The following is a 26,539-nucleotide window of genomic DNA, read 5'->3' as shown; positions in this document are numbered from 1 at the left end:
GAAAAGCAGATCTTACCCGATCTACCTTACAGTGTCATAAATTTATTTATGAAGCTTTCTTAAGCCTCAGTACTTCCTTCCCATGTGCCGACCTTTCTCTTTCCGGCAGCTTCATCGAACCAGTGTGTTGTAACTGTTTTTGCTCTTGTGAAGAAACGATAGCCGTCTTTTCCGAGAACGTGCAGATCGCCGAAGAAGGAATCCTTGTTTCCGGAGAATGGGAAGTATGCTGTCGGAACCGGGATACCAACGTTGATTCCTACCATACCGCCATCTGTCTCCATAGCGAATTTACGGCTGTAATATCCGCTCTGTGTAAAGATACAGGAACCATTTGCAAATGGATTGGCATTCATGACTGCGATGCCTTCCTCGTAATCCTTTACTCGTTTGATACAGGTTACCGGTCCGAAGATCTCACGGTTTCCAACTGTCATCTCCGGTGTTACATGATCAAGAATTGTCGGTCCTACGAAGAATCCGTTCTCATATCCCGGAACTACTACATTACGTCCGTCAAGTACAAGCTCCGCACCCTCATCGATACCCTTCTGGATCCAGTTGCAGATCTTCTCCTTATGGCCTGCATTTACAACCGGGCCGAGATCGGTATCTTCATCATATGCACAGCCAAGCTTCATAGCCTCTGCTTTTTTCTTAAGAAGTGAAACAAATTCGTCTGCGATACTATCCTGTACGCATACAACCGGAAGAGCCATACATCTCATACCTGCGCATCCGTATGTAGAGTTGATGATCGCATTAACAGTAGCCTCAAGGTTGCAGTCCTCAAGTACAAGTGCATGGTTCTTTGCCTCACACTGTGCCTGAACTCGTTTGCCATGAGCTGCTGCCTTGGAATATACCTGTTTACCAACACCTGTTGTTCCTACGAATGTAACAGCCTTTACTCTCTCATCTGTAAGAAGGATATCAGCCTCTACACGGCTGCAGGTCACAAGGTTTACAACACCCTTCGGGAATCCGCCCTCTGTATAGAAGAGCTCCATGATCCTCATAGCTGTAAGTGGTGTCTGGGAGCTTGCTTTCAGTACTACTGTATTTCCACATGCAATAGAAAGTGGAACCATCCAGCCCCATGGGATCATTGCCGGGAAGTTCATCGGAACAATACCAGCAGTTACTCCAAGTGGTTTGCGATATGTAGCTGTATCATATCCTGTAGTTACCTGCATTGCAGCATCGCCCTGGATCATTGTCGGAAGTGCACATGCCTCTTCTGTAGGCTCAATTGCTTTCTGAACATCTCCTCTTGCCTCTTTGATGTTCTTTCCGAGCTCTTTTGCACAAAGTACGGAAAGCTCTTCCTTATGAGCATAAAGAACATCTCTCCATCTGAACATATACTGCTGTCTCTTTGCAAGAGAAAGTGAGGACCATTCCGGGAATGCAGCCTGTGCGGAAGCGATCGCCTCTTCTACCTCATCCGGTGTACAGCAGGGAACCTGCGCGATCACCTCACCTGTACTGGAATCTGTAACATCCATGTATTTCTCTGCCTTTGACTCTTTCCACTCACCGTTTACACAGTAACCCATTTTTTTGATCTCGGCCATTTTAAGATACTCCTTTCGTGCTTACCTTTTTATTCTTAACTTCATAAAAATTTTAGTCATTCTCGTTTTGTTCTGGTCACAGATTATCATTTATTTTTAATTTTGTCAATATAGTATGGTTATATTTTGAGTATATTTTTTCAAAATTATGTGTTAATTTATTCACATTTCATGGTATTCCATGTTCCCTGTATAAACTCTTGAAACGCATGCATTTACAGCCATAAAGCCGCATAGTGTCTTGTCGTTTTTTATTCCATTGCGAGAACAAAAGTTACTCATTTTTGTTATTTTCATAACACACCATTCCACACACACTATTTATTGCTTCCAGCTACGCTGAGACTTTTAGAACTGTGCAATCGGATTCACAGACAAGTAAGGGGTATCGTTGTTCTGTTACAATTACAGATTCCTCTGATCCCGGCATATTTCCTCTGTATTTTCCAGGAACAAGTAAATACATCTGTGCGTCCCTTGCGGACGCGCTCATTTTCGCGACCGCTCGCTTCTTTTCACGGCTTATTGCACCTTTACATACAATCCTGTGCCTGCTTGTCTGATCTACAGCATTTTCATAAATTACTGCAGCAATCAAAAAACAGGATACGGTTATCGTATCCTGCCTTAACTTTTCATTTTCTGTTTTTCGCATATTTCTGACTAACCAAATATGGTCTGCACCAGCACCATATAAAACACCGTTCCCCCTCCTATGCTGAGCAATGTACTCTTCTTCCATTTATGTAATACCACAATGAACAGTATTGCGATCAGCTCCGGCAGTCCGTAATGCGTACTTTCCGGCACATCCTTCAGGCAAAATACCACCAGCAATCCGATCACTGCACAGGGCAGCACTTTTCCCAGATAGGTGATCACAGCCGGCGGTTCCTTTCCTTCCGGGAATATGATAAACGGCAAAAATCGCGTTGTCATAGTCCCCAGGACCACTACCACAACCGTTATGATCTGCTGTGTTATTGTCATAGTCATTCCTTATCCCTCCTGTCCGGCTATATCCCAACTGTCATGCCTGATATTCTCCTGACTTCTGTATACGTTCTTTTTTTCTCTTCTCCTCATGCTTCTTCATTCCCAGGAAGCATAAAACGATCGATGCCATTGACGGAAGGATAAACTTCCCGCTTCCAAAGATCACCAGGCAGATCACAGAGCATACAATTCCGACCAGCGCCGGCTTATGATCTTGTGCATCTTCCCACTGATCAACAAACATAACCACAAACAGTGCGGTCATGACAAAATCAATCCCCTTTGTATTAAAATGGATCACATACCCCAAAAGTGCACCTGAGGTAGCACCTGCCACCCAGTAAAACTGATTCAGCGCATTGACAAAAAACATAAACCATCCACGATCCACGCCTTCCGGTGGCTCTACCGTGCAGTTCACGGTAAATGACTCATCACACATTCCAAAAATAAGATAAAACTTTTTCCATCCGGTATTTTTATATTTCTCCAGCATGGAAAGCCCATAGAATAAATGTCTCGCATTTACCATCAGTGTCAGGAAAAATGCATACACCGGATCAAAGGCTGACAGCAGCAGATTCGCTGTAACAAACTCCATAGAGCCCGCATAAATGAAAAAGCTCATACATAACGGATATACAAAAGAAAATCCTTTACTGCGCATCATAAATCCATAGGACATCCCCAGAAAAAGAAATCCTACACAGATAGGCAAGGTATACGGAAACGCTGCTTTAAATGCTTTTTTCTTCAATGATGTACGTCCCTTCTGTTTTACAATTTCCACAGCTGATGCTGCCCGTCCATGGTAACAAGATCTCCCTCATTGATATCTCTTTCGTACAGGAGACCGTCATCATGTCGCAGACTTGTTTCATTTCCATTTTCATCTTCCATCAGCACTACTGACATAAGTGCTTCACCCGGCTGCCGCTCTTCACAGCCGAAATCCATGTCTTCTTCTATCTTCAGAACCTTATACTGCATGATCAGATTTCCTCAAGCAGCACATCGTTAACAGCCTCATAAGCGTCCTCAAGCGCATCCAGTGCCTCTGTCAGCGTGTCCATCTTCCGGCTGTCCGCATTTTCTTCCTCATAGGCCTCTATCACTTCAGCCATTACATCCTTCAGCTCTTCCAGTGAATTTGCAATGTCCTGCAGCTTCTGATCTTTATCCTCTTTTGATGTGATATTTACGATCTTACTCATGATCCTTCCTCCTGTCGCTTTACTCTCATTCTTTATTCTGATCCTTTATCCTGCATATATCATGCTTTACATGTCATACTCCACATTTACCCATTGTACCATATCCTGCGCGCAGATGCATCGGATATGTTTTCTATCCGCTTTATATAATACCACCGAATTCATAAAAAATTTGGTAAAATCTTACCAAATTACCCGTCTTAGTCTGTTTATACTGATTTTTCCACTCCGGTCTGGTATAATCGATCTAAAGGAGTTTTTCAATTTACAAACCACTCCTTTCCCATTACAAGGAGGCATATTGCCATGAAAGAAAAAACCGAAACCTTTAACCAGGGAAAAAGATATTTCTTTTATATTCTGATGTTCGCCATCCTTGGCTGGTTCATTTTTATGCAGATCTTTGGTGCGGATGAACGTTCTTCCGACACCTCAGCAGCCTCTGTGATCTATTCCGGTACCGTTACCTGGCAGAAACCGGATGGAACCACCCAGGAAATCTCCGTTCCGGGCACCTACAAGGTTCCCGTCGGTGACACGATGGTCCTCACCATCCAGCTTCCCGATGATCTTACAGATACCTGCTTTGCCATCCGTTCTTCCCTGCAGGATGTGGATTTTTATGTAGGGGACAACCTCAGGACCAGCTACTCCACGCATAAAACAAGGCTTGTGGGCAAAAACTCCGCCAGCCGTTATGTTTTCTGCCCGGTTTATGCTTCCGATGCCGGCAAAGAGCTCCGTATTGAACTGACCACCTACACCTCCAATTACACCGGAGTTGTCAATCCTGTTTACTGCGGAAACAAGGCAGATATCTGGATATATATTTTCAGCAGATACGGACTGGAAACCTACATTGCTTTTTTTATCCTGTTTGCCGGAATCGTCACGATCCTGTTCAGTTTCGCTCTGGGATTGGTCTATCATACACGATTTGACACGGAATATCTTGGATGGTGCATGGTTATGGGCGCCGTCTGGATGCTGGGTGAATCCAAGCTCCGTCAGTTCCTAGTCCCCAACGCTTCCGCTCTCGGATCTCTGTGCTTCGTTATGATCCTTTTGTGTCCGCTCCCGATCCTGTTTTTTGCGGACAGTCTCCAGAAAGGGCTGCATCACAGATTTTATGTCTGTCTTGGAAGCATCGCAATGATAAACTTTGCAGTCTGTACGATCCTCACTGCTGCAGGTATCGCAGATTATATCGAAACCATGCCTGTAAGTCACGGAATCCTGGCGATCACCGTTGCCACAATATTTGTACACCTTTTCCAATATATACGCACCGAAAAAAACAAGGCCGACCGGCTTTTGCTCATTGGTCTGCTGGCAGCGATCCTGTGTATTGCCGTTGAAGCAACCTCCGTATACTTTGTCACATTGATGTCCGGACTGTTTGTGGGCGCCGGCATGCTGATCCTGCTCTTTGTCAATATTGTAAGAGCCATCAAAAATGTCCAGGATATAGAACTGAAACGCCAGCAAAGCGAAATCCGCAAAAACCAGGAACAGAATGAAAAAATGTCTCTGCAGATGATACAGACCCTTTCCACCACCATTGAGGCAAAGGATGCGTACACCCGCGGTCATTCCTACCGGGTTGCACAATATGCGGCCCTGATCGCAGAGGAGCTGGGCTGGACACAGGAGGACATCCTGAATCTGAAACGGGCTACTCACCTTCACGACATCGGAAAGATCGGTATCCCGGATCCGTTCCTGAACAAACCGGCACAGCTGACCGATGATGAATACAACCTTATAAAAAAACACACCGTCATCGGTGCCGAGATCCTAAAGGATATAACCCTGATCCCGCATGCGGCAGAAATCGCAAGAAGTCACCATGAGCGTTATGACGGAAAAGGCTATCCGGATGGGCTGGCCGGAACAGAAATCCCCATCCATGCCCGGATCGTGGCTGTTGCCGACTGCTACGATGCCATGAACTCCCGCCGAATATACCGTAATGCGCTTCCACCGGAGGTTGTTTACGAAGAATTCCGCAAAAACCGTGGTACACAGTTCGATCCGGAGATCACAGACATTTTTCTGAAACTGTTAAAGGAAAAGCGGCTGCCTCAGTGGGATCCTTCCCAGGAAGAACCGGACACCTATAACCTTCCGGATATGCAGCTTACCGTCAGCAAATTCATCTCGGACATAATGGCCACCATAAAAAGTCAGGAAGACGCAAAAAGCTATGATTTCCTTACCGGTCTTCCCATGCGTAACCTGGGCGAACGTCTTACCGCGGAATTTATGCAGACACATGATGGATGTCTGGTATTCCTTGATATGGACAACCTGAAAAAGATCAACGACATCTATGGCCACAAAGCCGGCGACCGTGCACTGAAATGTCTTGGAAAGCTGCTTCAGAAACGGGCAGATCAGGGAATTTCCTGCAGACTTGGCGGAGATGAATTCCTGATGTTCCTTCCGGACACAGATCCTGATTCCCTGTCTCTGCAGATGGACGATCTGTTCCAGAAATTTCACAACATCACTACCGATGATCCGGAACTCCGGTTTGCCACACTGTCCGCAGGCCTGTGTCTGTGCAGCACCGATGATTCCTTTGAGGACTGCTATTCCAAAGCAGATAAAGCTCTGTATTACGTAAAACAAAACGGCAAAAACCAGTTCTTTTTCTACCAGCAGATCGACCGCAGCACTCTTGCAGCATCCGGTTCCGGAAAGGATTTGGAGCTTGTGGCAGAGTCCCTTCAGAAAAGCGGCATCTATGTAGGTGCTCTTGATCTGAATTACCGGGATTTCGCACGCCAGTATGAATACATGAGTCAGCTTGTCACACGCAGCCAGTGCAGATGTTATCTGGCGATGATCACCATCGAGACACTTGTGGATACAGTTCCTGATATCGAATCCATTGAGCAGGCTCTGAAATATATGGAACAGGCCATCCGGCAGAATATCCGCCGTGTGGATATCTGTACACGCTACAGTTCCCTGCAGTATCTCATCATACTGTTTGAGCCTGATGAAACGCATATTCCTGATATCATAGAACGTATTTTTACCCAATATTACCGTCAATGTGACAGCCATGATTTCCAGCCATCCTATGAATACCTGGAAATATCTCCACAGAAGTTATAAATACTCCCATGACATGATAAAGCCATAACAAAAAAGAGGTCGTACTTGACGGCCTCTTTTTTGTTAAAGTTTTGCAAAATATCATTAAGACGTGGCTCTGGAATTTTCCTGCATGAAACTTTTTCCGTATGTTCGATACAGATAAACCGCCATGAAAATAGTCACGGCTTCTGCCAGCGGCATCGTCATCCAGATGCCTGCAACCCCTATAAGCTTTGGCAGGATCAATATGAACACAGCCACCAGGATCAAAGAACGCATTGATGAGATCAATGCCGAAATAAAACCTTTTCCCAGGGCAGTAAAATATCCGGAAAGAAATACATTTAAACCAATAAACAGGAAAACCGGACTAAACAGCTTCAGGCCATCCCATGTCAATGTAAATACATTTCCCTCCCCAACGAATAAATGGATGATCTGTTTTCCAAATACAAGTGATACCGTGAGGATCAATACTGAACTGATGGCAATCGTAATAAAACTATATCGTGTTATTTCTCTGATCTTGTCATGATTTTCAGAGCCGTAATTATAGCTTATGATCGGAGCCGCTGCAACGGCAATTCCCATATAAAAAGCGATGAAAAAATAGTAAATATACATAATGATCGTCACAGCCGCAACTCCATCTTCACCAAAATATTGCATGATAATAAGATTAAATAAAAATGTAGTGATCCCGGTAGACATCTCCGTCAGCATTTCACTGCTTCCATTGGTGCAGGATTTCAGAAGAACACTCATGTCGGTCTTCGGTCTGCAAAACCTTATATGGCTGTATTTCAGAAAATAGATAAAGCCGATCAACATGCTTACTGTAATGGAGAGAAATGTTCCCCATGCAGCTCCAAGCGTTCCCAGTCTGAATACAGCCACAAAAATATAGTCGAAAACAATATTAAAAGCCAGACCTGTCAGAGACATGATCATTCCGATGTACGATCTCCCATCCGTCCTCACAAGATATTCAAAAAATAGCTTGAATGACATCGAAACCGATCCTAAAAATATGACAAATGCGTATGGCACCACATGCTCCATCAGGCGCTCACTGCTTCCTAAAAAAATACAGATCGGTTTCAGAAAAAGGATTCCCACAGCTGTAAAAGCAACTGAAAGTACGAACAGCACGATCGTGATAAAAGTAAATATCTCATTTGCTTCCTGTTCTCTTTTTTGTCCCATCCTCTCTCCTATGATGGCACCTGATCCCGTTGCAAGCATGACAGATGTTCCGAAAATAACACAGGTGATCGGAATAACAATATTAATTCCTGCAAGCGCGTCAGAGCCTGCATACCGTGATACAAAAAATCCATCTATCGTTGTATAAAATGATAAAAAGATCATGGTCAGCACTGATGGAACCAGATATTTTAAAAATTGAGGATAAGACATTTTTGCCTCAAAGTATTTCATTTCTATAAAAGCCTCCTGCTTAGTTACATAATCAGTCAAAATCTCTGGTAATGTTCGTAAGCCATTTATTTCTGAAATAATGGATGAACACCACAGGCATTTTTTCGAACTCATCCAGGGTCATTATAAAATATACCCAGACAGGCGGCAGTTTTAAAACATATGCTGCAAGGAAGGTGAGAGGAACTGCAACAAGCCACATAAATATGGAATCTACGATCATTCCGAACCTGGAATCGCCACCTCCTCTGAAGCATCCGCATATAAGACAGGTATTGATACCCTCTCCTACAAGACGCCAGGTTGTCATGATTATAAAAATACCAAGATAATAAATGGCTGTCTCTGTCAGTTTATCCCGGTAGAAGTCCAGTATCATAGGGCGGACTGCCAGAATAATGGCACATCCGATGAGACTTACGATAATTGTTATTCTCAGCATACGTTTTCCATATTCTCTGGCTGTATCCTTGTGATCTTTACCAAGCTCCTGGCTGATAATGATGGTAGTAGCGTTGGCAAAACCGCGACAGGCGATGGCACCAATATTTACCACCATAACAGCAACGGCATTTGCGGCAACCATATCATCGCCAATGTGGCCAAGGATCGCTGCGAACGCTGAACTGGCAAAGCTCCAGACAACATCATTTATCACAGCCGGAGAAGCAATTTTCATAAAGTCCCTGAACAGAATACCGGATTTCGCACAGAAATATTTTATCCGAAATCTGACATCGGAGCTGTTTAATGAATAGATGAGACAGATCAATACCTCTGCGATCCTGGCAATAACAGTACCAAGGGCAACACCGGTAACACCAAGCTTTGGAAGTCCAAACAGGCCAAAGATAAAGGTGGCATTACAAAATACATTGACACAAAGCGATACAATGTATGTAACAGAAGGCAGCATTATTTTTCCGACACTTCGAAGGGCACTCATGAAAACCTGAGAGAATCCCATAAACATAAAGGAAAACGAGATCACCTTCAAATACTCGCTGCCGGCAGCAATCGTATCCGGACTGTTTGTAAAAATCTTCATGATCGTAGTCGGCATGGAAAAGGAGATAACGAAAAATACAAGAGAAACGATCAGTGAGATCCGCTCCGCCAGGCCGAGAATCTTTTCTACTGTCTTTTTATCACCCTTTCCCCAGTACTGGGCACATAAAACCGAAGTACCTGTAGCCATGCCATAATACAAACAGAAAAGAATAAATGTGTACTGGTTGGCAAGAGATGAAGCTGACATGGCAGTCTGGCTTACATATCCCAGCATTACAGTATCCGCAACATTTACTAATGTTCCGATCAGATTTTGGATCATGATCGGAAATGCTAATTTTGATGCATATTTTAAAAAATCTTTTTTATTCAGCATCGGTCAGATCCTCCGTGAATTCCGATAAGATATTTACTTATGAAGAATAGTATATCATATACCCTACAAAACCGCGAGGTTTTTTCAGTACTCTTTCCAATATAATCCTCAATTGTATACTATATTTCACCCTCTGGTCATATTTCCATTGTACATAAAAAAAACAATATCACTTTAACGCAAAAAATCATTCTATTTTTTCACTTCTATGATATAATATTTTATTGTGAAACTAATAAAACGAGGTGAACCAGGTGAAGAAAAAAACAATTGTACCTCTTATCGTTTTTTTACTGGGCATATGCCTTGTTGGTTTAATTGTATACAAAATAGACTCACATGAAACTGAACAACAACACATAAAAGCACAATTAAATGCAACAACCTACGGCGAACGTATAAAAAATGAGATTACAAATGGAATTGCGATCACAGATACGCTAAAGCAGGTCCTGATCAGTGAAAACGGAAAGATCAGTCAGTTTGACACAATTGCGGAAAATATTATGTCTGACGTTATTGAAAGCATACAGCTTGCTCCGGATGGTAATGTAACAGATATTTATCCTTCTGAGGGAACGGAAGCGAGTAAGATCGATCTGCTCCAGGATAAAGATTGCAGCAAAATTTCCTGTTACGCAAGAGACAATCACGTGATCATTACACAAGGTCCTTTCGATTTAAAACGGGGCGGCTGTGGAATTGCTGTCCGCAATCCAGTCTACCTGAAAGATGAAAACAACCAGGAATATTTCTGGGGATTTACCATTGTTATCCTGCGTGTTCCTGACATTTTTTCAGATGCGATCAGTGCACTTTCGGATTTCGGATATGAATACAGACTCTCAAAAACCGACGTTCCCTGGAGCGATACTTATAAAGTTGTTTATCAGTCAGACGACCAATTAACTCATACTGTTTCTTATGGTTTTACGATAGGGGAAGAGAACTGGAAATTAGAAGTAGCTCCTGAAAGCGGATGGAGAGACCTTAGATTACTGATAATCGTCGGCGGAATGTTTACTACTGTCGTTTTACTTTTCTCAGGTCTTACCCGGGTATGGTTAGTATCGAAAGAAAATAAAAACAAATTTCAAATACTGGCACACACAGATTCTCTCACCGATATTTACAACCGCTATGGATTTGATGAATTAGCCGAAAGGATGATCACTAAAAATCCAAAAACGCATTTTGTGGCCGCACTCCTTGATATTGATGACTTTAAGTTTATTAATGATATTTACGGACATGTCTATGGAGACAGGGCACTAAAGAGTCTTACAGATAGCATGAAGGCTTTTTTCCCAAAAAACACATTACTGGGAAGAAACGGTGGCGATGAGTTCTGCATTCTTCTGCCGGATCATACCTATAAAGAAGCGGGAGAACTGCTGCTGCAATTTACCAAGCTTCCAAAGACATTTTCATGTAAGGGAAAAGAATATCCGTTTTTTATTTCTCTCGGATATGCAGAATATCCAACCTTTGCATCCAGCCGTTCACAGCTTATGCGCTGTGCAGATGCAGCACTTTATGAAATAAAGCTTCACGGAAAAAACGGATGTATGGCTTACAGGGAGGGGCTCCGGTCAGGAGTCCGCAAACAGCTCGGATTTGCATTCAAGGATATCTCTGAACACCTTCCGGGTGCATTTATCATATACAGAGCGGACAAAGATGATGATGAACTCCTGTATGCAAACCATGAGTTCCTTCAAATGACCGGATATAAAAATATAGATGAACTCTTCAGCCTTACAAGGAAAAGCTTCCACAACCTGATCAGGGAAGATGAACAACAGCAGATAGAAACAAGCATCTGGAAACAGATCGATGCCGGCAATAACAATGACTATATCCACTTTCATCTTCGAAAAGCAGACGGCACTTACCTTTCTGTTCTTGATCACGGAAGGATTGTGGACAGCCAGCAATACGGAAGAGTATTTTATGTATTGTTTATGGACTGGGAAGCTATGCATGTTCATTACAGTGATAAATTTTCCGGCTAAGGTACAGACATCTCAGTCTGTATCTTAGCCGGCTGTTTTTTTTCCTGAACAATTCAACATCTTATAATATGTATTCCATCTGCCTTTCTTTTGTCCGCATTCCCATTTTTTCATAAAATTTTTCTGCTGAAGTATTTCCTGCCCACACATTCAATGTCACTTCATAGCATCCCAGCTGCTTTGCTTCTTTTTTTACATATTCAAACAGACTTTCCCCAATATGCTGTCCTCGTGTCTCCTGATCGACACACAGGTCATCTATAAAAAGAGATTTAAACGGTACCATATTGTTTGAAAAAGGCTGCTCCTTTAATTGACAAAATGCATACCCCACACAAACATCAGCCTCATCCGCTGCAACATATACTGGCTTTTCTTCATTTTTCAAAAGCTCTGTCAATTCGTCTGTCGTATATTTTGTTGTGCCCGGAATAAAAATATCAGGCCTTATATCTGCATGGATCTGCAGCACCTGTCCTAACAATTCCAGAATCCTCGGAATATCTTTTTCTTCTGCTTTTCTGATGAGCATTTTTTTCCTCCTGTTTTTCAATAACTGGTTTCACAGATTCTTTATACATACACCATAATACCATCGTGTGAACGCTTATAACAATAAAATCTCTTTAAGCAGTCTCACTTTCCTTTTGCATTATAATGAAAAAGTTTATCGTTTTCCGTGATGTATATCACATTTTTATTCCTGAATCCGTATCATTACAGACAGTCAGCTCAAAATGGTTTCTGTTTGTTTTTATAAGCCCTTCTTTTTGCAGCTTTGATATCTCCGAAGACATTGCCGCACGGTCAATGCAAAGATAATCTGCCAGCTGCTGCCGGTCAAAAGGAATATCAAAGGATAACGATGCCTGTCTGATAGATACCGACGACAGATAGGACAACAGCTTATCCCTTGTCGTTCGCTTGCCCACATGTGTGATCTTATCGTTGAGGATCAGGATCTTATTTGCCAAGACACCGACCAGGTTACGGATCAGCTTCTGATGATGCTCACATACTATTGGGCAGGAAACCAGAAGCCTTTGAACATTTAATAAAATAATCTCACAATCTTCGTCTGCTACCACACTGACATTCAGAACAGCTCCCGGACTTGCTGCATATGGTTCACCAAAAAAATCTCCCGCATGACATTTTGACAGAATATTCCGATGTCCCCACAGGTCTTCCTGAATAACAAGAACACAGCCTGCCACCACAAGTCCCATTACTTCGGTAGAGTCTCCGGCTCTGAAAATATAAGAATCCCGTTTTCTGGAGATCGTTGCTGCATTTACACAATGCAGTATGGATAATATCTCATTATCAGTAAGACCTTTAAAGAAAGGGCTCGTTCTTAGAATGGGTAAATATTTTTTCAAAATTAATCCTCCTGTTGGAAATCAAACATACACGTTGTAATTATTATACTATACTCCTAACAGAAACCAAGGATAAATACTACTAGTCGAGGATAAAATAATAAGAAAGATCCTTCGAAAAAATCACAGGATAAAAGGAGAATACAATAATGGATAAAAAAATGTTTTGTTTTCAGTGTGAACAGACAGTCGGATGTACCGGCTGTACCGGAAATGCCGGTGTCTGTGGAAAAAAAGCAGATACAGCGAAATTACAGGACGAACTGACAGGTGCGTTGATCAGTCTGGCTAAAGCTGCCGACAGCACGGAAACTATTTCAAAAAGAACCGGACAGATCATAATCGAAGGACTGTTTACTACAGTTACAAATGTAAGTTTTGACAATGCAGCAATCGAAAATATGATACAAAAAGTCAGAGCTGAAAAAGAAAGACTGGCTCCTGACTGCAGAACAAAGGAATATGATCTTCAGCAGCTGTGGAATGCCAATGAAGATATCCGCTCCTTGAAATCTCTTATTCTCTTTGGTATCCGCGGAATGGCTGCCTATGCCTATCATGCAAATGTTCTGAATTATGAAGATGCCGAAGTGAATCAGTTCTTCTGCGAGGCATTATCTAAGATCGGTTATGAAGAAAGCACAGAAGCACTGCTTTCCACAGTACTCAAAACAGGAGAGATCAATCTGAAGTGCATGGCACTTCTTGATAAGGCAAATACAGAAACCTATGGAACACCAGAGCCAACTGATGTTACACTTACGGTAGAAAAAGGGCCTTTTATTGTCGTGACCGGACATGATCTGAAAGATCTGCAGCTTTTGCTTGAACAGACTGAGGGAAAAGGAATCAATATCTATACACATGGTGAAATGCTCCCTGCCCATGCCTATCCATTCTTAAAGAAATACTCTCACCTGAAAGGCAATTTCGGAACTGCATGGCAGAATCAGCAGAAAGAATTTGACCATCTTCCGGCCCCTATCCTCTACACTACCAACTGTCTGATGCCTCCAAAAAGCAGCTACGCTGACAGAGTATTTACAACAGAAGTGGTTGCCTTCCCGGGAGCTGTTCATATTGACGAGAAGAAAGACTTCACACCAGTTATTGAAAAAGCACTGGAGCTGGGCGGTTACAAAGAAGATCAGATGTTCTCCGGTATCAACGGCGGAAAAAAAGTGACAACCGGTTTTGGTCATGCAGCCATCCTGTCCCATGCAGGTACTGTAGTAGAAGCCGTAAAATCAGGCGCGATCCGCCATTTCTTCCTGGTTGCCGGCTGTGATGGTGCCAAGCCAGGTCGAAACTATTATACGGAATTTGTGAAGCAGACACCTTCTGACAGTATTGTCCTCACCCTGGCATGTGGAAAATTCCGTTTCAATGATCTCGATCTGGGAGAGATCGGTGGTCTGCCACGACTGATGGATATGGGACAGTGTAATGATGCTTATGGTGCAATCCAGGTTGCTGTGGCACTTGCAGATGCATTTGGATGTTCTGTAAATGAGCTTCCGCTTTCCTTCGTTCTCTCCTGGTATGAACAGAAAGCAGTCTGCATCCTGTTAACCCTCCTGCACCTGGGTATCAAAAATATCCGTCTTGGTCCTTCTCTTCCGGCATTCCTTTCTCCTAATATTCTGAACTTTCTGGTTGAAAATTATGGTATTGCACCTATTACCACACCGGAAGAAGATATCAAAGCACTGATGAACCAGTAAAAGTAAATTTTTCAAAGCCTTTACAAAATCAACAAAGCCGATACAGGATTCCAAAAGTCCTGCATCGGCTTTATTTACAGGTCTAAAGACTCGGATCAGCCGACAACACTTTTAAACATGTGCAGCGATATTCTGATGGAGTTAAATGATAACGTTTTTTAAACAATCTGCAAAAATAATCAACGTTATGAAATCCGCTTTCATAGGCGATCGTTTTTACTTTTTTATTTGTATTTTTCAATAACCAGGAAGCTGCCTGAAGTCGATATCCTATCAGATAATTAACCGGTGTAGTATGTAAAAAACGGTGGAACAAATTAAGTGCAGTACTTTTGCTGATTCCTATATGCGAAGCAATTTCATCCAGAGACAAATTGCGATTATAGTTTTCATGTATATATTGCATGATCAACTGCACTCTTTTCTGTGCAACTTCATCCACTGTCTGTACATCTCCTTTATCAGATAACTTTACATTTTCATAAAAAGTCAGCCATAAATCCTGCAGCAATGCCAAAGTAGCAAGTTCTTTTATTTTGTCATTCCTCTGTATTTCCATTATTTTTATCATAGTTTGTATGATCTTTGTTTGCCATAATTCATCAGTCTGAAAACGCTGGAAATATATATTCGATGAAATGATTGGCAAGATATATTTCTTATAGATCAGGCTGTTCTCCGGCGCAATAAATTCCGGCATACATACAAAGTTAGGAATGATACCACCTGATGATGCGTAAAAGCGGTGCAATATTTTAGAATTAATAAAAATTGCTTCTCCTTCTGACAATATAATCTGTTTTTCTCCTATTCCGCATGTAACTTGTCCGGACTCGACATATAAAAACTCAAATTCTCTGTGCCAGTGCCACTCAATACAATGAAAATCAAACAATTCCAGATTATCATAATAATACTGGAACGGATAATCACTGCTTCCATGCTGTTTAATTTCCATGAACTCCTCGTCTGTAAGTATTTTATTATAATCCATCCCATATCACGTTCTTTCTTTTTTACGATATTATACAGTATTTCTATAATTTAATTCAATGTATATATCTGATATTTGCTATATAATCAAGTAAAAAAAGAAAAGAGGTATTCTTATGATTTTTAAATGGATGAATGAAAGTGAGATCAACATTGAGGGCGACAAAATTGAAATAACCGCACCACCCAGAACAGACTTTTTTGTAGAAGTATTGATGAATGTGAAGATTGAACATAAGACTGTTAAAAACATTCGGAGAGGAAAATAAAAAATGAATGCTGTAAAAAAAAACTAACTACCATAAGACAAAAATAGCCTGTTATATGGGATTTATCACACAGGCTATTGCGGCAAACTTCGCACCGCTTCTTTTTTTGAAATTTCACAGTGACTACCATATTTCTCTCGGTAACATTGCTCTGATATCCACTTTCTTCTTTTTCACACAGCTTCTGGTTGATCTGTTCTGTGCCAAATTCGTAGATCATATCGGATATCGTGTGTGCATTGTTGCATCAGAAATATTTGCTGCATTGGGTCTGCTTGGACTGGCATTTTTACCTGATTTTTTACCTGATCCTTTTATTGGAATTATATGTAGTGTTATTGTTTATGCCATCGGAAGCGGTTTAATAGAAGTACTTTGCAGTCCTATTATCGAGGCCTGTCCGTTTGAAAACAAAGAAGCAACTATGAGTCTGCTCCATTCATTTTACTGTTGGGGAGCTGTTGGGACAATTTTGATTTCCAGCTTATTTTTCCTGATATTTGGAATAGACAGTTGGAAGTGGCTCGCCGTAATATGGGCAATCATTCCTGCAATTAATACTTATAACTTCATGACCTGTCCCATCGAATCTCTGGTTGACAATGGTTCTGGAATGGAAATTAAGGATCTGTTTTCCAAGCCATTTTTCTGGGTTGCAATATGTCTGATGATCTGTTCCGGAGCTTCTGAACTTGCAATGGCTCAATGGGCATCTGCTTATGCAGAATCAGCACTGGGATTATCAAAAGCTCTGGGAGATCTAACAGGTCCATGTATGTTTGCAGTAACAATGGGAATCAGCCGTATAATTTTTGGTAAATATGGAGAACAGTTAGATTTAATGAAGTTTATGAGTGGTTCAGGCATATTATGCGTTGTCTGTTATCTGCTTACTGCTTTGTCATCCAACCCGATCATCGGACTGATCGGTTGTATTGCATGTGGATTTTCAGTTGGAATCATGTGGCCTGGAACCATCAGTATTTCCTCAAAAACTTTTCCAACAGGTGGAACGGCTATGTTCTCTCTTCTTGCCATGGCAGGAGATTTAGGTGGCAGCATTGGACCTGGAATTGTTGGTCGTATCACCCAGAATGCTGGAAATAATATTAAGATCGGCATGGGATTCGGACTTATTTTTCCAGTAATTCTATTGTTTATGTTATTCCTGCTGTATCGGAAGAAGATATCAAAGCACTGACTTATTGATTGTAATTATATTTTTTCACTCTGCAAACCCGGAAGCTGTATCATCACTTTGTTGCCAGATACTATAGACCTGATACAACATTGATCGGATCCTCTTCCATAAACTTCTTTATATTATCCGCCAGAATAGAAACCAGCCGCTGTCTTGTTTCAAGTCCTTTCCATCCCATATGCGGCGTCAAAAGGACATGATCCATAGTATAAAGAGGGTTGGTTTCTTCAGGTGGTTCGGTTTCCTGAACATCAAGTCCGGCTCCTGCAATCGTACCATTTTCCAATGCTTCTATAAGAGCAGCCTCATCAATAAGTGCACCTCTTGAGGTATTAATGATAAACGCTGAGGGCTTCATAAGTGATAAAGTCTCTTTGTTGATCATATGTTTTGTACTTTCCGTCAATGGACAGTGCATGGAAACATAATCACTATTCCTGAGTAATTCCTCAAGCGATACATAGCGGATACCTTTCTCATCCTCTCTCGGTGTCCTGGTATATACAAGTATGTTCATATCCAACGCCTGTGCGATCTGGATAACTTTCCTGCCAATATGTCCTGCACCTATAACACCAAGTGTTTTACCATTTACCTCAACATGCGGAACCTGAAGATTTCTGGTAAAATTGTCATGATTTCCGCATGCCAGCATCTTCATCTGTACCTGCATTGCAGAACTCAGATTTAATATCATCATAATCGCAGTATGTGCCACACGTTCTGTGCTGTATGCCGGGATATTGCAGACTGTAATCCCCTTCTTCCGTGCTGCTTCAAGATCAATATTATTATATCCTGTACCTGCCTCGCAGATCAGTTTAACAGATTCCGGGAATTTCTGTATCATTTCTGCACTCACAGACATCTCCTTTGTTACAATGATATCTGCACCCTGAATACGCTCTGACAGCTGCTGTTCTGTTGTATCATCATATACTGTAACATCAGAAGATAAAACGGAAAAATCCAGCTTCCCATCAAAATTCATCTTCTTTGCATTCAATACCACACATTTATCGTTCATACTATAAATTCCTCCTTAAATTACTTTAGGCTATCGGGATTATACCGCTTTATCAGTCGGCCATGATCTCCGAAGAGCCACATAGGATATTAAAAAGTTTGCAAACCAACCGGCTGGTACAGCAAGCCAGACAAATACAATGCCAAAACGCGGTGCACAGATCAAAGCAACAGACAGGCGGATCGCCAGGTTTACCATATTTGCAATGAGGAACGGGCGCATGATCCCAAGACCACGAAGAACCCCATCGGTTGCCATTTTGATTCCCATAAAGATGAAGAAGTAACTAAGCCATCTCATATAGCCCTCGGATACCTGATAGGCCAGGGCAGTTCCATCTTTACCAAGGAATAGCGAGGAAATCTGCGTGTGCAGTGTTTCAATGACTATAAAAGCAAGAACTGCAAAACATACATCTAACACCAGTGCAGCGTGATATCCTTTTTTGATCCGTTCAATTTTCTTTGCGCCAAGATTCTGGGAAACATATGGGGAAACCGCATTGCCAATAGAAACAAAAATCAATGAAAAAACATTCTCTACCCGCATCGTCGCCGCATACCCCGCAAGTGCCTGTGTACCGAAGGGATTTACAACAGCCTGTACGATCATCATACCGATGGACACTGTAGACTGCTGAAGAACCGAAGGTACAGCAATTTGAAGCATGGAATGTAACTCCTGCCTGTCAAACCAGTCAAAGCGACTTTTATATCGACGCATCCGGCTAAGGAAAAGCAAAAGTGAAAACACCGCAGAAATTCCCTGTGCTATAAGAGTCGCAAGGGCTGCACCAAACACACCGAGACCAAGTCCGGCCACCATCCAGAGATCCATAAAAATATTTAAGATTGACGAAAATATCAGGAGCCCCAGCGGGATTTTTGATTCGCCTATGGAAGTAAACATATTGGAAAGAATGTTATACATAAACAGAAACGGAAATCCCACGAAATAGACCCTCAGATATAACACTGCATCATCCAGTATATCGCCAGGGGTTTGTAACACACTCATCATCCAGTGGGAAAAGCAAAATCCAAAAACCCCAAGGACTATACTTAGAATTAAAAAGCTAAACAAGGATGTTGACACGATGGTCTTCATTTTTCCATACTCCCTGGCACCGAAATAGCGGCTCACCAGCACACCGGCACCGACACCTGCCCCCAGTGCCACACAAATAAAAACATTGGTCAGCGCTGCACAGGCCCCGACAGCTGCAAGTGCGGAGGAACCAACAAATTGGCCGACGATGATAGAGTCAGCCATATTGTATATTTGCTGAAAAAAGCTGCCCAAAATCATTGGCATTGCAAAAACCGTCAGCGCTTTAAGAGGCGCATCTGTGATCAAATATTCATCTTTTGACATTATCATATTCCTCCACAGGTTTCATAATTTCACTTATTGCTACACTGCCCGGCGTTATCAGCTGCAGCTGCAATACGATCTTATCACGTAGTGACATGCTCCCACCACTTAAATCTTACGATTTTGAAGTGGGGGCTTCCTGCTCGATTACCCTTTAGGGCAAAGCTAAAACAGGCTATCCCCGCGTGTCCCGCGGTTTTGTTTTTTATGTTTATCCGGTTACGGATTTTTTTCTTGTGCCGTCAGGCACATTCTTTATAGATTCTTTTTCCTTCTTCACGGATGTTGACTGCTGCATTCACATCCCGGTCCATCCTGTTTCCACATTCACAAACATACATTCTATCCGACAATGCCAGTTCCTTTTTCTTATGTCCGCATACACTGCAGATCTTGCTGGATGCAAAATAACGGTCTACTTTTATAAGATGTTTTCCACATTCTTCCAGCTTGTATCCCAGCATGAACAGAAACTGCCCGTACCCGTTATCCTGCACACCTTTCCCAAGGTGCAGCCCTCCGGACATTCCCTTCAGATTCAGATCTTCCACACATACTGCATCATATCTTTCCGCAAGCTCCCTACTGAGCTTATGCTGGAAATCTTTTCTCTGGTTCTTTATCTTTTCATGACATAAAGCTACCCTTTTTTTCTGTTTCTGATAGTTCCGGCTTTCTTTTTCACAGTGGGAGAGCTTTCTCTGTTCTCTTGCAAGTTTTTTCTCTGCTTTTCTGTAAAACATAGGGTACCCGGCTCTTTCTCCTGTAGAAAATACACACATTCCCTGCATGGCAAAATCGATCCCAAGAAATCTCTCTGCCGGTCTTTTTTCCACTGTTTGGTTCTCACAGCAGAACAAAAGGCTGGCAAAATATTTCCCGGATGGCTCACGGCTCACAGTTACAGACTTCAGTTTCCAGTCTGATGGAATCTGACGGTGAAGTTTTATCTTTATGACGGACATCTTTGGAAGCTTCAGATGGGTATCCTGCAAAAGGATATTTCCGTTTAGTGCATTGGTCGTATATGAATTTCTTGCATGCTTCTTTGATTTATAACGTGGAAATCCGCAGGCTGGTTCCCGAAAAAACTTCCGGAACGCACTTTCCAGATGCAGCTGCGCATTCGCCAGGGCAAGGGAATCCACCTCCTTCAGCCATGGATATTCCTTTTTATATCCGGCCGGTGTGTTCCGGAGCATCTTTTTTTCTTTCTGGTAATAGCTGATCTTATCTGCAAGCATCTGGTTATAGATAAAGCGGCTGCAGCCGATTGTTTGCTCTATCTGAACTCTCTGCTCTTTATTTGGATAAATCCTTATTTTTACGGCGCGGTTCATTCTTCTCACCCTGGCTTTCTATATACTGCCGTATCGTTTCAATCGTTGCTCCGCCTGCACTGAGCAGACAGAATATCTGACCCCAGAATGCATCTTTCATGGTCTAACTCCATTATATTTATCATCCTTTTTCTTATATCGACGGATATGTATTTATGAACTAATTGTTCTTTTTCAGTATACTACATCAGGGAAGGGAGAACAAGTGTTTCTTTTATACTATAGAGATTTTTTTGAGCAGATATGCTCAGATGTGCAATTCATCTCCCCACCTGAAGAGGTGGGAGAATTCTTGCTACATTTGTTAAAGATATTAAAGGGTTGTGGCTATAGAAATCAGACCCCAAAGCCGAGACGTTCTCTCAATGAATTTCCCGACCGATCCATTCCATAATCACATTTACAATATATTCCTGCTCCGCTTCTGTCAATTCCCGTCCTTTCGGAATACGATGCCATTTTTCCAGACATCCCCTGCAACAGGTAGCTGTGGCATGCTGGGCTACAAAAACCGGATGCCCTCTCATCGGTGTCTGTTTTCCATCATTTGGTATTTCTGCCGGTGCAAGACGCTTTCTGATAAAATCACAGGCATGCTCACGTACTTTCTCCATTCCCTTTTCTGATACATAACTCCGATCGTTTGCCTTCAGGGAAAAACTGCTTCTGAACTTTGACTGCGACAGGCGTTTCCAGAGATTTCCCTCATAAACCGCCGGTGTCTCACATGCCATAGAAGGCTGGATGCTGCCCTTATAGACGATCATCTTCTTACTGTCGCTTCCGTTCTCATTTGCGGTCTCGTCTACTGCTTCTTTCAAAAGCTGTGCCTTCACTTCCTGTGCTTCTTTGCTGTTCGGCTGCAGACGTCTTGCCAGACATGTATTTCTGCCAGTTGTCGTTTCATTTTTTATCGCATAATACACAGCTTTCTTCTCTCCGACAAGTACCAGGATCTTTTTCGCCCTGGTCACACCTGTATAAAGGAGATTTCTCTGCAGCATGACAAAATGACTCATAGTAAATGGCATGACAACGATTGGATATTCGCTTCCCTGGGATTTGTGGATCGTCACTGCATAGGCAAGCGCCAGTTCGTCCAGCTCTGTCACATCATAAATTACTTCCCGTTCATCAAACAGAACTGTCAGTTCCCGTTCTTCCACGTCAACTTTTGTGATAGTCCCAATATCTCCGTTAAATACTTCCTTATCGTAATCATTCCGGATCTGCATCACCTTATCCTTCAGCCGGTACTGTGTGCCGCCTCTCCGCAGAAAGATCTTTGACGGATTCATGGCTTCCTGCAGCACCTGGTTCAGATTTACTGCCCCACATTCGCCTCTCTGCATCGGAGTCAGCACCTGAATATCCTGCAGTGGATCTACATGATAGTATCTCGGCAGGTTCGTCTTACAATATTGGACGATAGTATCCACCACTTCCTGATTACTCTCTTTGGTGGCAAAGAAAAAGTCGGCATCTTTCCCACCTCTCATATCAATGCCTTCCCCTCTATTGATCCGGTGTGCATTCATGATAATCCGACTTCCCTGTGCCTGACGGAAAATCCGTGTCAGACGAACTACCGGAACACATCCGGAATCAATAATATCTCTGAGAACATTGCCCGCTCCGACACTTGGCAGCTGATCAATGTCGCCTACCAGAATCAGAGACATCTGCTGCGGCAATGCTTTTAAAAGATTATACATCAGCATAATATCGATCATGGAACATTCATCCAGTATCAGCACATCTCCTTCCAGCGGATGTTCTTCATTTTTCTGATAGCCTTCCGGAGGTTTATATTCCAATAACCGGTGAATCGTTTTTGCTTCCATTCCAGTTGCTTCTGACATTCTCTTTGCTGCTCTTCCAGTCGGTGCAGCAAGAATGATCTGACATCCAGCCTGCTTATATGCAGAAATAATTCCCAGAGTTGTTGTAGTCTTTCCGGTTCCAGGTCCACCGGTCAGCACCATGACCTTAGAAGAAACTGCTGTCTTTACCGCCTGCCACTGAATCTCGTCATAAGTAATTTCTGATGAAGCTGCTACTTTCTTCAATATTTCTTCCGTATCCTCAGATTTCTTCTTTCCACAGGACATCAACCGAAGCAGCCGTTTTGCACAGCCACTTTCTGAAAAATAATATGGGGGCAGATAGATTGCTTCCCGATCTTCTGCTTCATCTCTGATCACATCATTCGTGCGGATCATCTCATCCAAGGTGATCTCCAGCTCCGGTTCTTCCACTTCCAGAAGTTCCTTTGCCCTTCCAGTCAGCTGTTCTCTTGTTGTATAACAATGACCTGCTTCTGCCAGCTTATTCAATGTATAAAAAATACCACTGCGCAGACGGACAAATTTACCTTTGTCAATCCCCATCTTCTGTGCAATGGAATCCGCTGTCTTAAATCCAATTCCCCAGATGTCATCTGCAAGCCGGTATGGGTTCTCCTTTACGATCGCAATGCTCTCACTTCCATACGTCTTGAAAATCTTTGTCGCATGAGAGGTGCTGACCTCATGACTCTGCAGAAAAAGCATGATATTCTTGATCTCTTTCTGCTCCTGCCAGCTTGTTTTGATCCGGTCTACACGTACTTTTCCTATACCTGATACTTTGAGCAGTTCATCTGGTGTCTCTTCAATAACATCCAGTGTATCCTTCCCGAATTTTTCCACAATTCTTTTTGCAAACTTTGGACCAACGCCCTTCACCAGACCGGAACCAAGATATTTTTCGATTCCATATACTGTAGCAGGAAGTGTCTCCTCAAATTTCTCCACCAAAAACTGCCGCCCATATTTGGCATCCATCTTCCACATACCTTCCAGAGACAGCACAGAACCAACATGGGTATCCGGCATCGTGCCAACTACTGTGACAAGATCACTGTAATTCTTCACCGCACATTTCAGAACCGTGTAGCCATTGTCGGCATTCTGATATGTAATTCTTTCAACTACACAACGTAAGTGCTCCATGCCCGTCTCCTTCTCTCATGAAATTTCTTCTCCTTTTGTACATTCTGTGTTTCTAATGCGTGACTTATATTGCGGATATTCAGTAATAAACCGCTTAATTACATTGGCATCATTCCAGTAATGCATTGGAAAAATGACATTGCAATCTACATTTTTAAGGAAATACAGGATCCCGTCAGCATAGTGATCTCCCTGTCTCGGATCCAAGGGAACAAATGCAGCGTCAAAATGCATACCCTTGATTTTCCTGATCGCCGCGCGATATGCTGAAGTAAGTCTCTGGTTATCAGCTTTCGCCCCACCATCCCAATACCAGTCGTTTAAATCACCGGCATGATAAATGGTACCTTCCTTTGTTTTGACAATAAATGCGACACCACTATCGTTAGATAGCAATGTATCAACTTTGGTTTCATTATCCAAACTATAAGCTTGATCATGATAAACATATGTGATCTTCATATCCGACAAATGATTCCTTTTTCGTATATCATTCGCCAGGATTGCCTGATAAGTCATTCCCATATCATCAAGGATCCCAAAAATTTGTGGGTTAAAATGATCTTTATGGAAGTGACTGCAAAAAACGATCACTTCTTTCTCCTTGTCAAGATTCGGTAATTCACCCTTGTAATAATCAAAAATATAGTAGCAGTCTCTGGTCTCAACCAAAAATCCACTATGGTTAATGTAAGTAATTTTCATAATATCACCTGTATAAATTAACGCCGGTACCGGATAGCAAATCTTTCTTTGCCATGTTTATTTTTCCTTTTTCGAGCGTTTGTAAATTTCACGACAACAGCATTTCTAATACAGATTTTATCGTATTTTTTAGATTCCGTCCATCCTTTATCCACAGCTGGTAGAAAAATGTGAAATGATACTTTTACAAATTCTATTACTTGTTGTTAGTTCATAATTTATGTATAATCCTGTCTTTGACAGTCCTCTTTCACAGTGTTAATATCCTGCACCAGTGTCCGTATTTTTCAGGATCTTAATAAGACGGCTTGTTCCAAGACGCTCTGCGCCAAGACTGATAAATTTTTCTGCATCATCGAAGGATGAAATTCCACCTGCTGCCTTAACTTTTACATCTTTTCCAATATATTTCTTCATCAGCTCTACATCTGCAAAAGTTGCTCCCGCTGTAGAAAATCCGGTAGAAGTTTTGATATCATCCAGGATTCCTCGAATATCATCCCATGTTGCAGTCTGTCCAAGTAATGTGTGATCCACCTTTTTTAATATATCTTTTTTATCCATTTTACGTTCCTTTTACTTCAGCTCATCCAGAAGAGAACTTCCAATTGTTCCCTCCGGCATCTTAACTTCAAAATTATCTGCGATCGTTGCACCGATTACTGCAAAAGTATTCTGATCTTCCAGTTTTCCGTATCCCTCCATAGATGGGGAATAAGCAAAAAATGGTACTTTTTCTCTTGTGTGATCAGTTCCTGTATGCGTCGGATCATTTCCGTGGTCAGCTGTAATGATCAGAAGGTCATCCTCACGAAGCTCATCAAGAAGTTCACCAAGTTTTACATCAAATCTTTCAAGTTCCTCTGCATATCCCTTTACATTGCGTCGATGTCCCCAAAGAGCATCGAAATCTACAAGATTTACAAAACAAAGCCCCTCAAACTCTCTTTTCGCAATGTCAATTGTCTGCTCCATTCCATGAACAGAGCTTTTTGACTTATTAGACTCTGTCAGTCCCTCGCCGTCAAAAATATCAAAAATCTTTCCAACGGAGATCACATCATAACCTGCATCCTTCAATGCATTAAGCGCAGTTTTTCCGTAAGGCTTCAGTGCATAATCATGGCGGTTGCTGGTACGTTTGAACTCACCTTTTTTCTTGCCAAGGTAAGGTCTTGCAATAACACGTCCGACTTTCCACTCATCCCTCATGGTGATATCACGAGCGATCTCACAGCAGCGATACAATTCATCCAGTCCGAAAGTCTCCTCATTTCCGCAGATCTGCAATACAGAATCAGCAGATGTGTAAACGATCATATGACCGGTAGCGATTTCTTCCTCAGCCAGTTCATCCAGGATCTCTGTTCCGCTGGAGCTCTTGTTTCCAATTACTTTATGTCCCGTTCTCTTCTCAAGCTCATCAATCAGCTCTTTTGGAAATCCGGTCTCTGTAAAAGTCTTAAACGGTTTTGTGATGTGAAGCCCCATCATTTCCCAGTGTCCTGTCATAGTATCTTTTCCGGTACTGGCTTCTTTTAAAAATGTATAATAACCCATTGGTCGCTCCACTGCTGCAACCTGTTTCAACGGATGAAGATTTGCAATTCCAAGCTTCTGAAGGTTTGGAATCGTAAATTCATCTACATTCTGGGAAATATGTCCCATAGTATCTGTTCCTTCATCCCCGTACTGGGCTGCGTCCGGCATTTCTCCTGCCCCAAAGGAGTCTATTACAATAGTAAATATTCTCTTATATTTCTTCATAATTTTTGTCTCCTTTCTGATGTCTTA

The 26,539-nt window shown here is 42.2% G+C and carries 22 protein-coding genes and 2 pseudogenes; 5 read left to right on the top strand and 19 right to left on the bottom strand.

What is annotated here, in order from left to right; genetic code table 11:
* Positions 1-59: 59 nt before the first annotated feature.
* The 6 genes from BN3261_RS14100 to BN3261_RS14080 all read right to left on the bottom strand — a co-directional run bounded on the left by BN3261_RS14100 (position 60) and on the right by BN3261_RS14080 (position 3,787).
* Positions 60-1,577 carry a CoA-acylating methylmalonate-semialdehyde dehydrogenase gene (locus BN3261_RS14100; protein WP_021651218.1) on the bottom strand — a complete coding sequence of 506 codons (1,518 nt, stop codon included), beginning with the start codon at positions 1,575-1,577 and terminating at the stop codon, positions 60-62.
* Between the two features lie 334 nt (positions 1,578-1,911).
* Positions 1,912-2,319 carry a hypothetical protein gene (locus BN3261_RS17790; RefSeq protein ID WP_199874127.1) on the bottom strand — a complete coding sequence of 136 codons (408 nt, stop codon included), beginning with the start codon at positions 2,317-2,319 and terminating at the stop codon, positions 1,912-1,914.
* Positions 2,241-2,567 (bottom strand): branched-chain amino acid transporter permease, encoded by a 327-nt coding sequence (locus tag BN3261_RS14095; protein WP_059086958.1) that lies wholly within the window; start codon positions 2,565-2,567, stop codon positions 2,241-2,243. The genes BN3261_RS17790 and BN3261_RS14095 overlap by 79 nt, the downstream gene beginning before the upstream one ends.
* Before the next feature lie 40 nt (positions 2,568-2,607).
* The gene (locus tag BN3261_RS14090; RefSeq protein WP_059086957.1) at positions 2,608-3,330 is read right to left on the bottom strand and encodes an AzlC family ABC transporter permease; all 723 of its coding nucleotides are present in this window, start codon (positions 3,328-3,330) and stop codon (positions 2,608-2,610) included.
* A 20-nt stretch (positions 3,331-3,350) separates the two neighbouring features.
* Positions 3,351-3,563 (bottom strand): hypothetical protein, encoded by a 213-nt coding sequence (locus BN3261_RS14085; protein ID WP_015526438.1) that lies wholly within the window; start codon positions 3,561-3,563, stop codon positions 3,351-3,353.
* Positions 3,564-3,565: 2 nt separating this feature from the next.
* Positions 3,566-3,787, bottom strand: a complete 222-nt coding sequence (locus BN3261_RS14080) for a hypothetical protein (protein ID WP_015526439.1) — start codon at positions 3,785-3,787, stop codon at positions 3,566-3,568.
* A 306-nt stretch (positions 3,788-4,093) separates the two neighbouring features.
* Between BN3261_RS14080 and BN3261_RS14075 the strand changes: the two genes are divergently transcribed.
* Entirely contained in the window at positions 4,094-6,913 is a 2,820-nt protein-coding gene (locus tag BN3261_RS14075; protein WP_110925823.1) for a bifunctional diguanylate cyclase/phosphohydrolase, read from the top strand.
* Between the two features lie 84 nt (positions 6,914-6,997).
* Here BN3261_RS14075 and BN3261_RS14070 read toward each other — a convergent pair whose 3' ends face one another.
* On the bottom strand, positions 6,998-8,335 hold the full coding sequence (locus BN3261_RS14070) for an MATE family efflux transporter (RefSeq protein WP_059086578.1): 1,338 nt from the start codon (positions 8,333-8,335) through the stop codon (positions 6,998-7,000).
* Between the two features lie 31 nt (positions 8,336-8,366).
* Positions 8,367-9,722, bottom strand: a complete 1,356-nt coding sequence (locus BN3261_RS14065) for an MATE family efflux transporter (RefSeq protein ID WP_059086577.1) — start codon at positions 9,720-9,722, stop codon at positions 8,367-8,369.
* Between the two features lie 254 nt (positions 9,723-9,976).
* Here BN3261_RS14065 and BN3261_RS14060 point away from each other — a divergent pair, with 254 nt between their 5' ends.
* A complete protein-coding gene (locus BN3261_RS14060) occupies positions 9,977-11,737 on the top strand; it encodes a diguanylate cyclase domain-containing protein (RefSeq protein ID WP_110925821.1) in 1,761 nt (586 codons plus the stop codon).
* A 61-nt stretch (positions 11,738-11,798) separates the two neighbouring features.
* Here the strand turns inward: BN3261_RS14060 and BN3261_RS14055 are convergent, their stop codons facing one another.
* Positions 11,799-12,269, bottom strand: a complete 471-nt coding sequence (locus BN3261_RS14055; protein ID WP_021651228.1) for a GNAT family N-acetyltransferase — start codon at positions 12,267-12,269, stop codon at positions 11,799-11,801.
* A gap of 157 nt (positions 12,270-12,426) precedes the next feature.
* Complete coding sequence (locus tag BN3261_RS14050; protein ID WP_022427006.1) at positions 12,427-13,119, bottom strand: Crp/Fnr family transcriptional regulator; 693 nt, start codon at positions 13,117-13,119, stop codon at positions 12,427-12,429.
* Positions 13,120-13,268: 149 nt separating this feature from the next.
* Here BN3261_RS14050 and hcp point away from each other — a divergent pair, with 149 nt between their 5' ends.
* Positions 13,269-14,843, top strand: coding sequence for a hydroxylamine reductase (gene hcp / locus BN3261_RS14045; protein WP_059086575.1), 1,575 nt, complete (start codon positions 13,269-13,271; stop codon positions 14,841-14,843).
* A gap of 82 nt (positions 14,844-14,925) precedes the next feature.
* On the opposite strand, the gene BN3261_RS14040 is transcribed toward hcp, so the two are convergent.
* On the bottom strand, positions 14,926-15,801 hold the full coding sequence (locus BN3261_RS14040) for an AraC family transcriptional regulator (protein ID WP_235812391.1): 876 nt from the start codon (positions 15,799-15,801) through the stop codon (positions 14,926-14,928).
* A 151-nt stretch (positions 15,802-15,952) separates the two neighbouring features.
* On the opposite strand from BN3261_RS14040, the gene BN3261_RS17785 reads away from it, so the two are divergent.
* Positions 15,953-16,105, top strand: a complete 153-nt coding sequence (locus BN3261_RS17785; RefSeq protein ID WP_015526448.1) for a hypothetical protein — start codon at positions 15,953-15,955, stop codon at positions 16,103-16,105.
* Between the two features lie 55 nt (positions 16,106-16,160).
* Positions 16,161-17,306, top strand: a complete 1,146-nt coding sequence (locus tag BN3261_RS14035) for an MFS transporter (protein WP_059086573.1) — start codon at positions 16,161-16,163, stop codon at positions 17,304-17,306.
* Positions 17,307-17,376: 70 nt separating this feature from the next.
* On the opposite strand, the gene BN3261_RS14030 is transcribed toward BN3261_RS14035, so the two are convergent.
* The 8 genes and pseudogenes from BN3261_RS14030 to BN3261_RS14000 form a co-directional block, all read right to left on the bottom strand.
* Positions 17,377-18,333, bottom strand: a complete 957-nt coding sequence (locus BN3261_RS14030; protein WP_059086572.1) for a 2-hydroxyacid dehydrogenase — start codon at positions 18,331-18,333, stop codon at positions 17,377-17,379.
* A gap of 39 nt (positions 18,334-18,372) precedes the next feature.
* The gene (locus BN3261_RS14025) at positions 18,373-19,707 is read right to left on the bottom strand and encodes an MATE family efflux transporter (protein WP_059086571.1); all 1,335 of its coding nucleotides are present in this window, start codon (positions 19,705-19,707) and stop codon (positions 18,373-18,375) included.
* Positions 19,708-19,949: 242 nt separating this feature from the next.
* Entirely contained in the window at positions 19,950-21,047 is a 1,098-nt protein-coding gene (locus BN3261_RS14020; protein WP_059086570.1) for an RNA-guided endonuclease TnpB family protein, read from the bottom strand.
* Positions 21,010-21,144 (bottom strand): annotated as a pseudogene (locus BN3261_RS17460) (hypothetical protein); the annotation flags it as partial. The gene BN3261_RS14020 and the pseudogene BN3261_RS17460, both read right to left, overlap by 38 nt.
* Before the next feature lie 265 nt (positions 21,145-21,409).
* Entirely contained in the window at positions 21,410-24,040 is a 2,631-nt protein-coding gene (locus BN3261_RS14015) for an SF1B family DNA helicase RecD2 (RefSeq protein WP_059086569.1), read from the bottom strand.
* Positions 24,041-24,055: 15 nt separating this feature from the next.
* Positions 24,056-24,745, bottom strand: a complete 690-nt coding sequence (locus tag BN3261_RS14010; RefSeq protein ID WP_059086568.1) for an MBL fold metallo-hydrolase — start codon at positions 24,743-24,745, stop codon at positions 24,056-24,058.
* A 258-nt stretch (positions 24,746-25,003) separates the two neighbouring features.
* Positions 25,004-25,225, bottom strand: a pseudogene (locus BN3261_RS14005) (2-deoxyribose-5-phosphate aldolase); the annotation flags it as partial.
* A 96-nt stretch (positions 25,226-25,321) separates the two neighbouring features.
* Complete coding sequence (locus BN3261_RS14000; protein WP_015526454.1) at positions 25,322-26,512, bottom strand: phosphopentomutase; 1,191 nt, start codon at positions 26,510-26,512, stop codon at positions 25,322-25,324.
* Positions 26,513-26,539: the final 27 nt, after the last annotated feature.

It is taken from the genome of Blautia massiliensis (ex Durand et al. 2017) (genome assembly GCF_001487165.1).
GTDB lineage: Bacteria > Bacillota > Clostridia > Lachnospirales > Lachnospiraceae > Blautia_A > Blautia_A fusiformis.
This window is presented reverse-complemented; position numbering and strand designations above follow the sequence as displayed.

What these genes read in the sequence shown, in the direction of transcription:
- BN3261_RS14015 (WP_059086569.1), bottom strand. Translation starts at nt 24,040, where the DNA reads ATGGAGCACTTACGTTGTGTAGTTGAAAGAATTACATATCAGAATGCC.
- BN3261_RS17785 (WP_015526448.1), top strand. Translation starts at nt 15,953, where the DNA reads ATGATTTTTAAATGGATGAATGAAAGTGAGATCAACATTGAGGGCGAC.
- BN3261_RS14040 (WP_235812391.1), bottom strand. Translation starts at nt 15,801, where the DNA reads ATGGAAATTAAACAGCATGGAAGCAGTGATTATCCGTTCCAGTATTAT.
- BN3261_RS14065 (WP_059086577.1), bottom strand. Translation starts at nt 9,722, where the DNA reads ATGCTGAATAAAAAAGATTTTTTAAAATATGCATCAAAATTAGCATTT.
- BN3261_RS14010 (WP_059086568.1), bottom strand. Translation starts at nt 24,745, where the DNA reads ATGAAAATTACTTACATTAACCATAGTGGATTTTTGGTTGAGACCAGA.
- BN3261_RS14075 (WP_110925823.1), top strand. Translation starts at nt 4,094, where the DNA reads ATGAAAGAAAAAACCGAAACCTTTAACCAGGGAAAAAGATATTTCTTT.
- BN3261_RS14080 (WP_015526439.1), bottom strand. Translation starts at nt 3,787, where the DNA reads ATGAGTAAGATCGTAAATATCACATCAAAAGAGGATAAAGATCAGAAG.
- BN3261_RS14100 (WP_021651218.1), bottom strand. Translation starts at nt 1,577, where the DNA reads ATGGCCGAGATCAAAAAAATGGGTTACTGTGTAAACGGTGAGTGGAAA.
- BN3261_RS14030 (WP_059086572.1), bottom strand. Translation starts at nt 18,333, where the DNA reads ATGAACGATAAATGTGTGGTATTGAATGCAAAGAAGATGAATTTTGAT.
- BN3261_RS14095 (WP_059086958.1), bottom strand. Translation starts at nt 2,567, where the DNA reads ATGACAATAACACAGCAGATCATAACGGTTGTGGTAGTGGTCCTGGGG.
- BN3261_RS14035 (WP_059086573.1), top strand. Translation starts at nt 16,161, where the DNA reads ATGGGATTTATCACACAGGCTATTGCGGCAAACTTCGCACCGCTTCTT.
- BN3261_RS17790 (WP_199874127.1), bottom strand. Translation starts at nt 2,319, where the DNA reads ATGGAAGAAGAGTACATTGCTCAGCATAGGAGGGGGAACGGTGTTTTA.
- BN3261_RS14025 (WP_059086571.1), bottom strand. Translation starts at nt 19,707, where the DNA reads ATGTCAAAAGATGAATATTTGATCACAGATGCGCCTCTTAAAGCGCTG.
- hcp (WP_059086575.1), top strand. Translation starts at nt 13,269, where the DNA reads ATGGATAAAAAAATGTTTTGTTTTCAGTGTGAACAGACAGTCGGATGT.
- BN3261_RS14020 (WP_059086570.1), bottom strand. Translation starts at nt 21,047, where the DNA reads ATGAACCGCGCCGTAAAAATAAGGATTTATCCAAATAAAGAGCAGAGA.
- BN3261_RS14000 (WP_015526454.1), bottom strand. Translation starts at nt 26,512, where the DNA reads ATGAAGAAATATAAGAGAATATTTACTATTGTAATAGACTCCTTTGGG.
- BN3261_RS14055 (WP_021651228.1), bottom strand. Translation starts at nt 12,269, where the DNA reads ATGCTCATCAGAAAAGCAGAAGAAAAAGATATTCCGAGGATTCTGGAA.
- BN3261_RS14070 (WP_059086578.1), bottom strand. Translation starts at nt 8,335, where the DNA reads ATGAAATACTTTGAGGCAAAAATGTCTTATCCTCAATTTTTAAAATAT.
- BN3261_RS14085 (WP_015526438.1), bottom strand. Translation starts at nt 3,563, where the DNA reads ATGCAGTATAAGGTTCTGAAGATAGAAGAAGACATGGATTTCGGCTGT.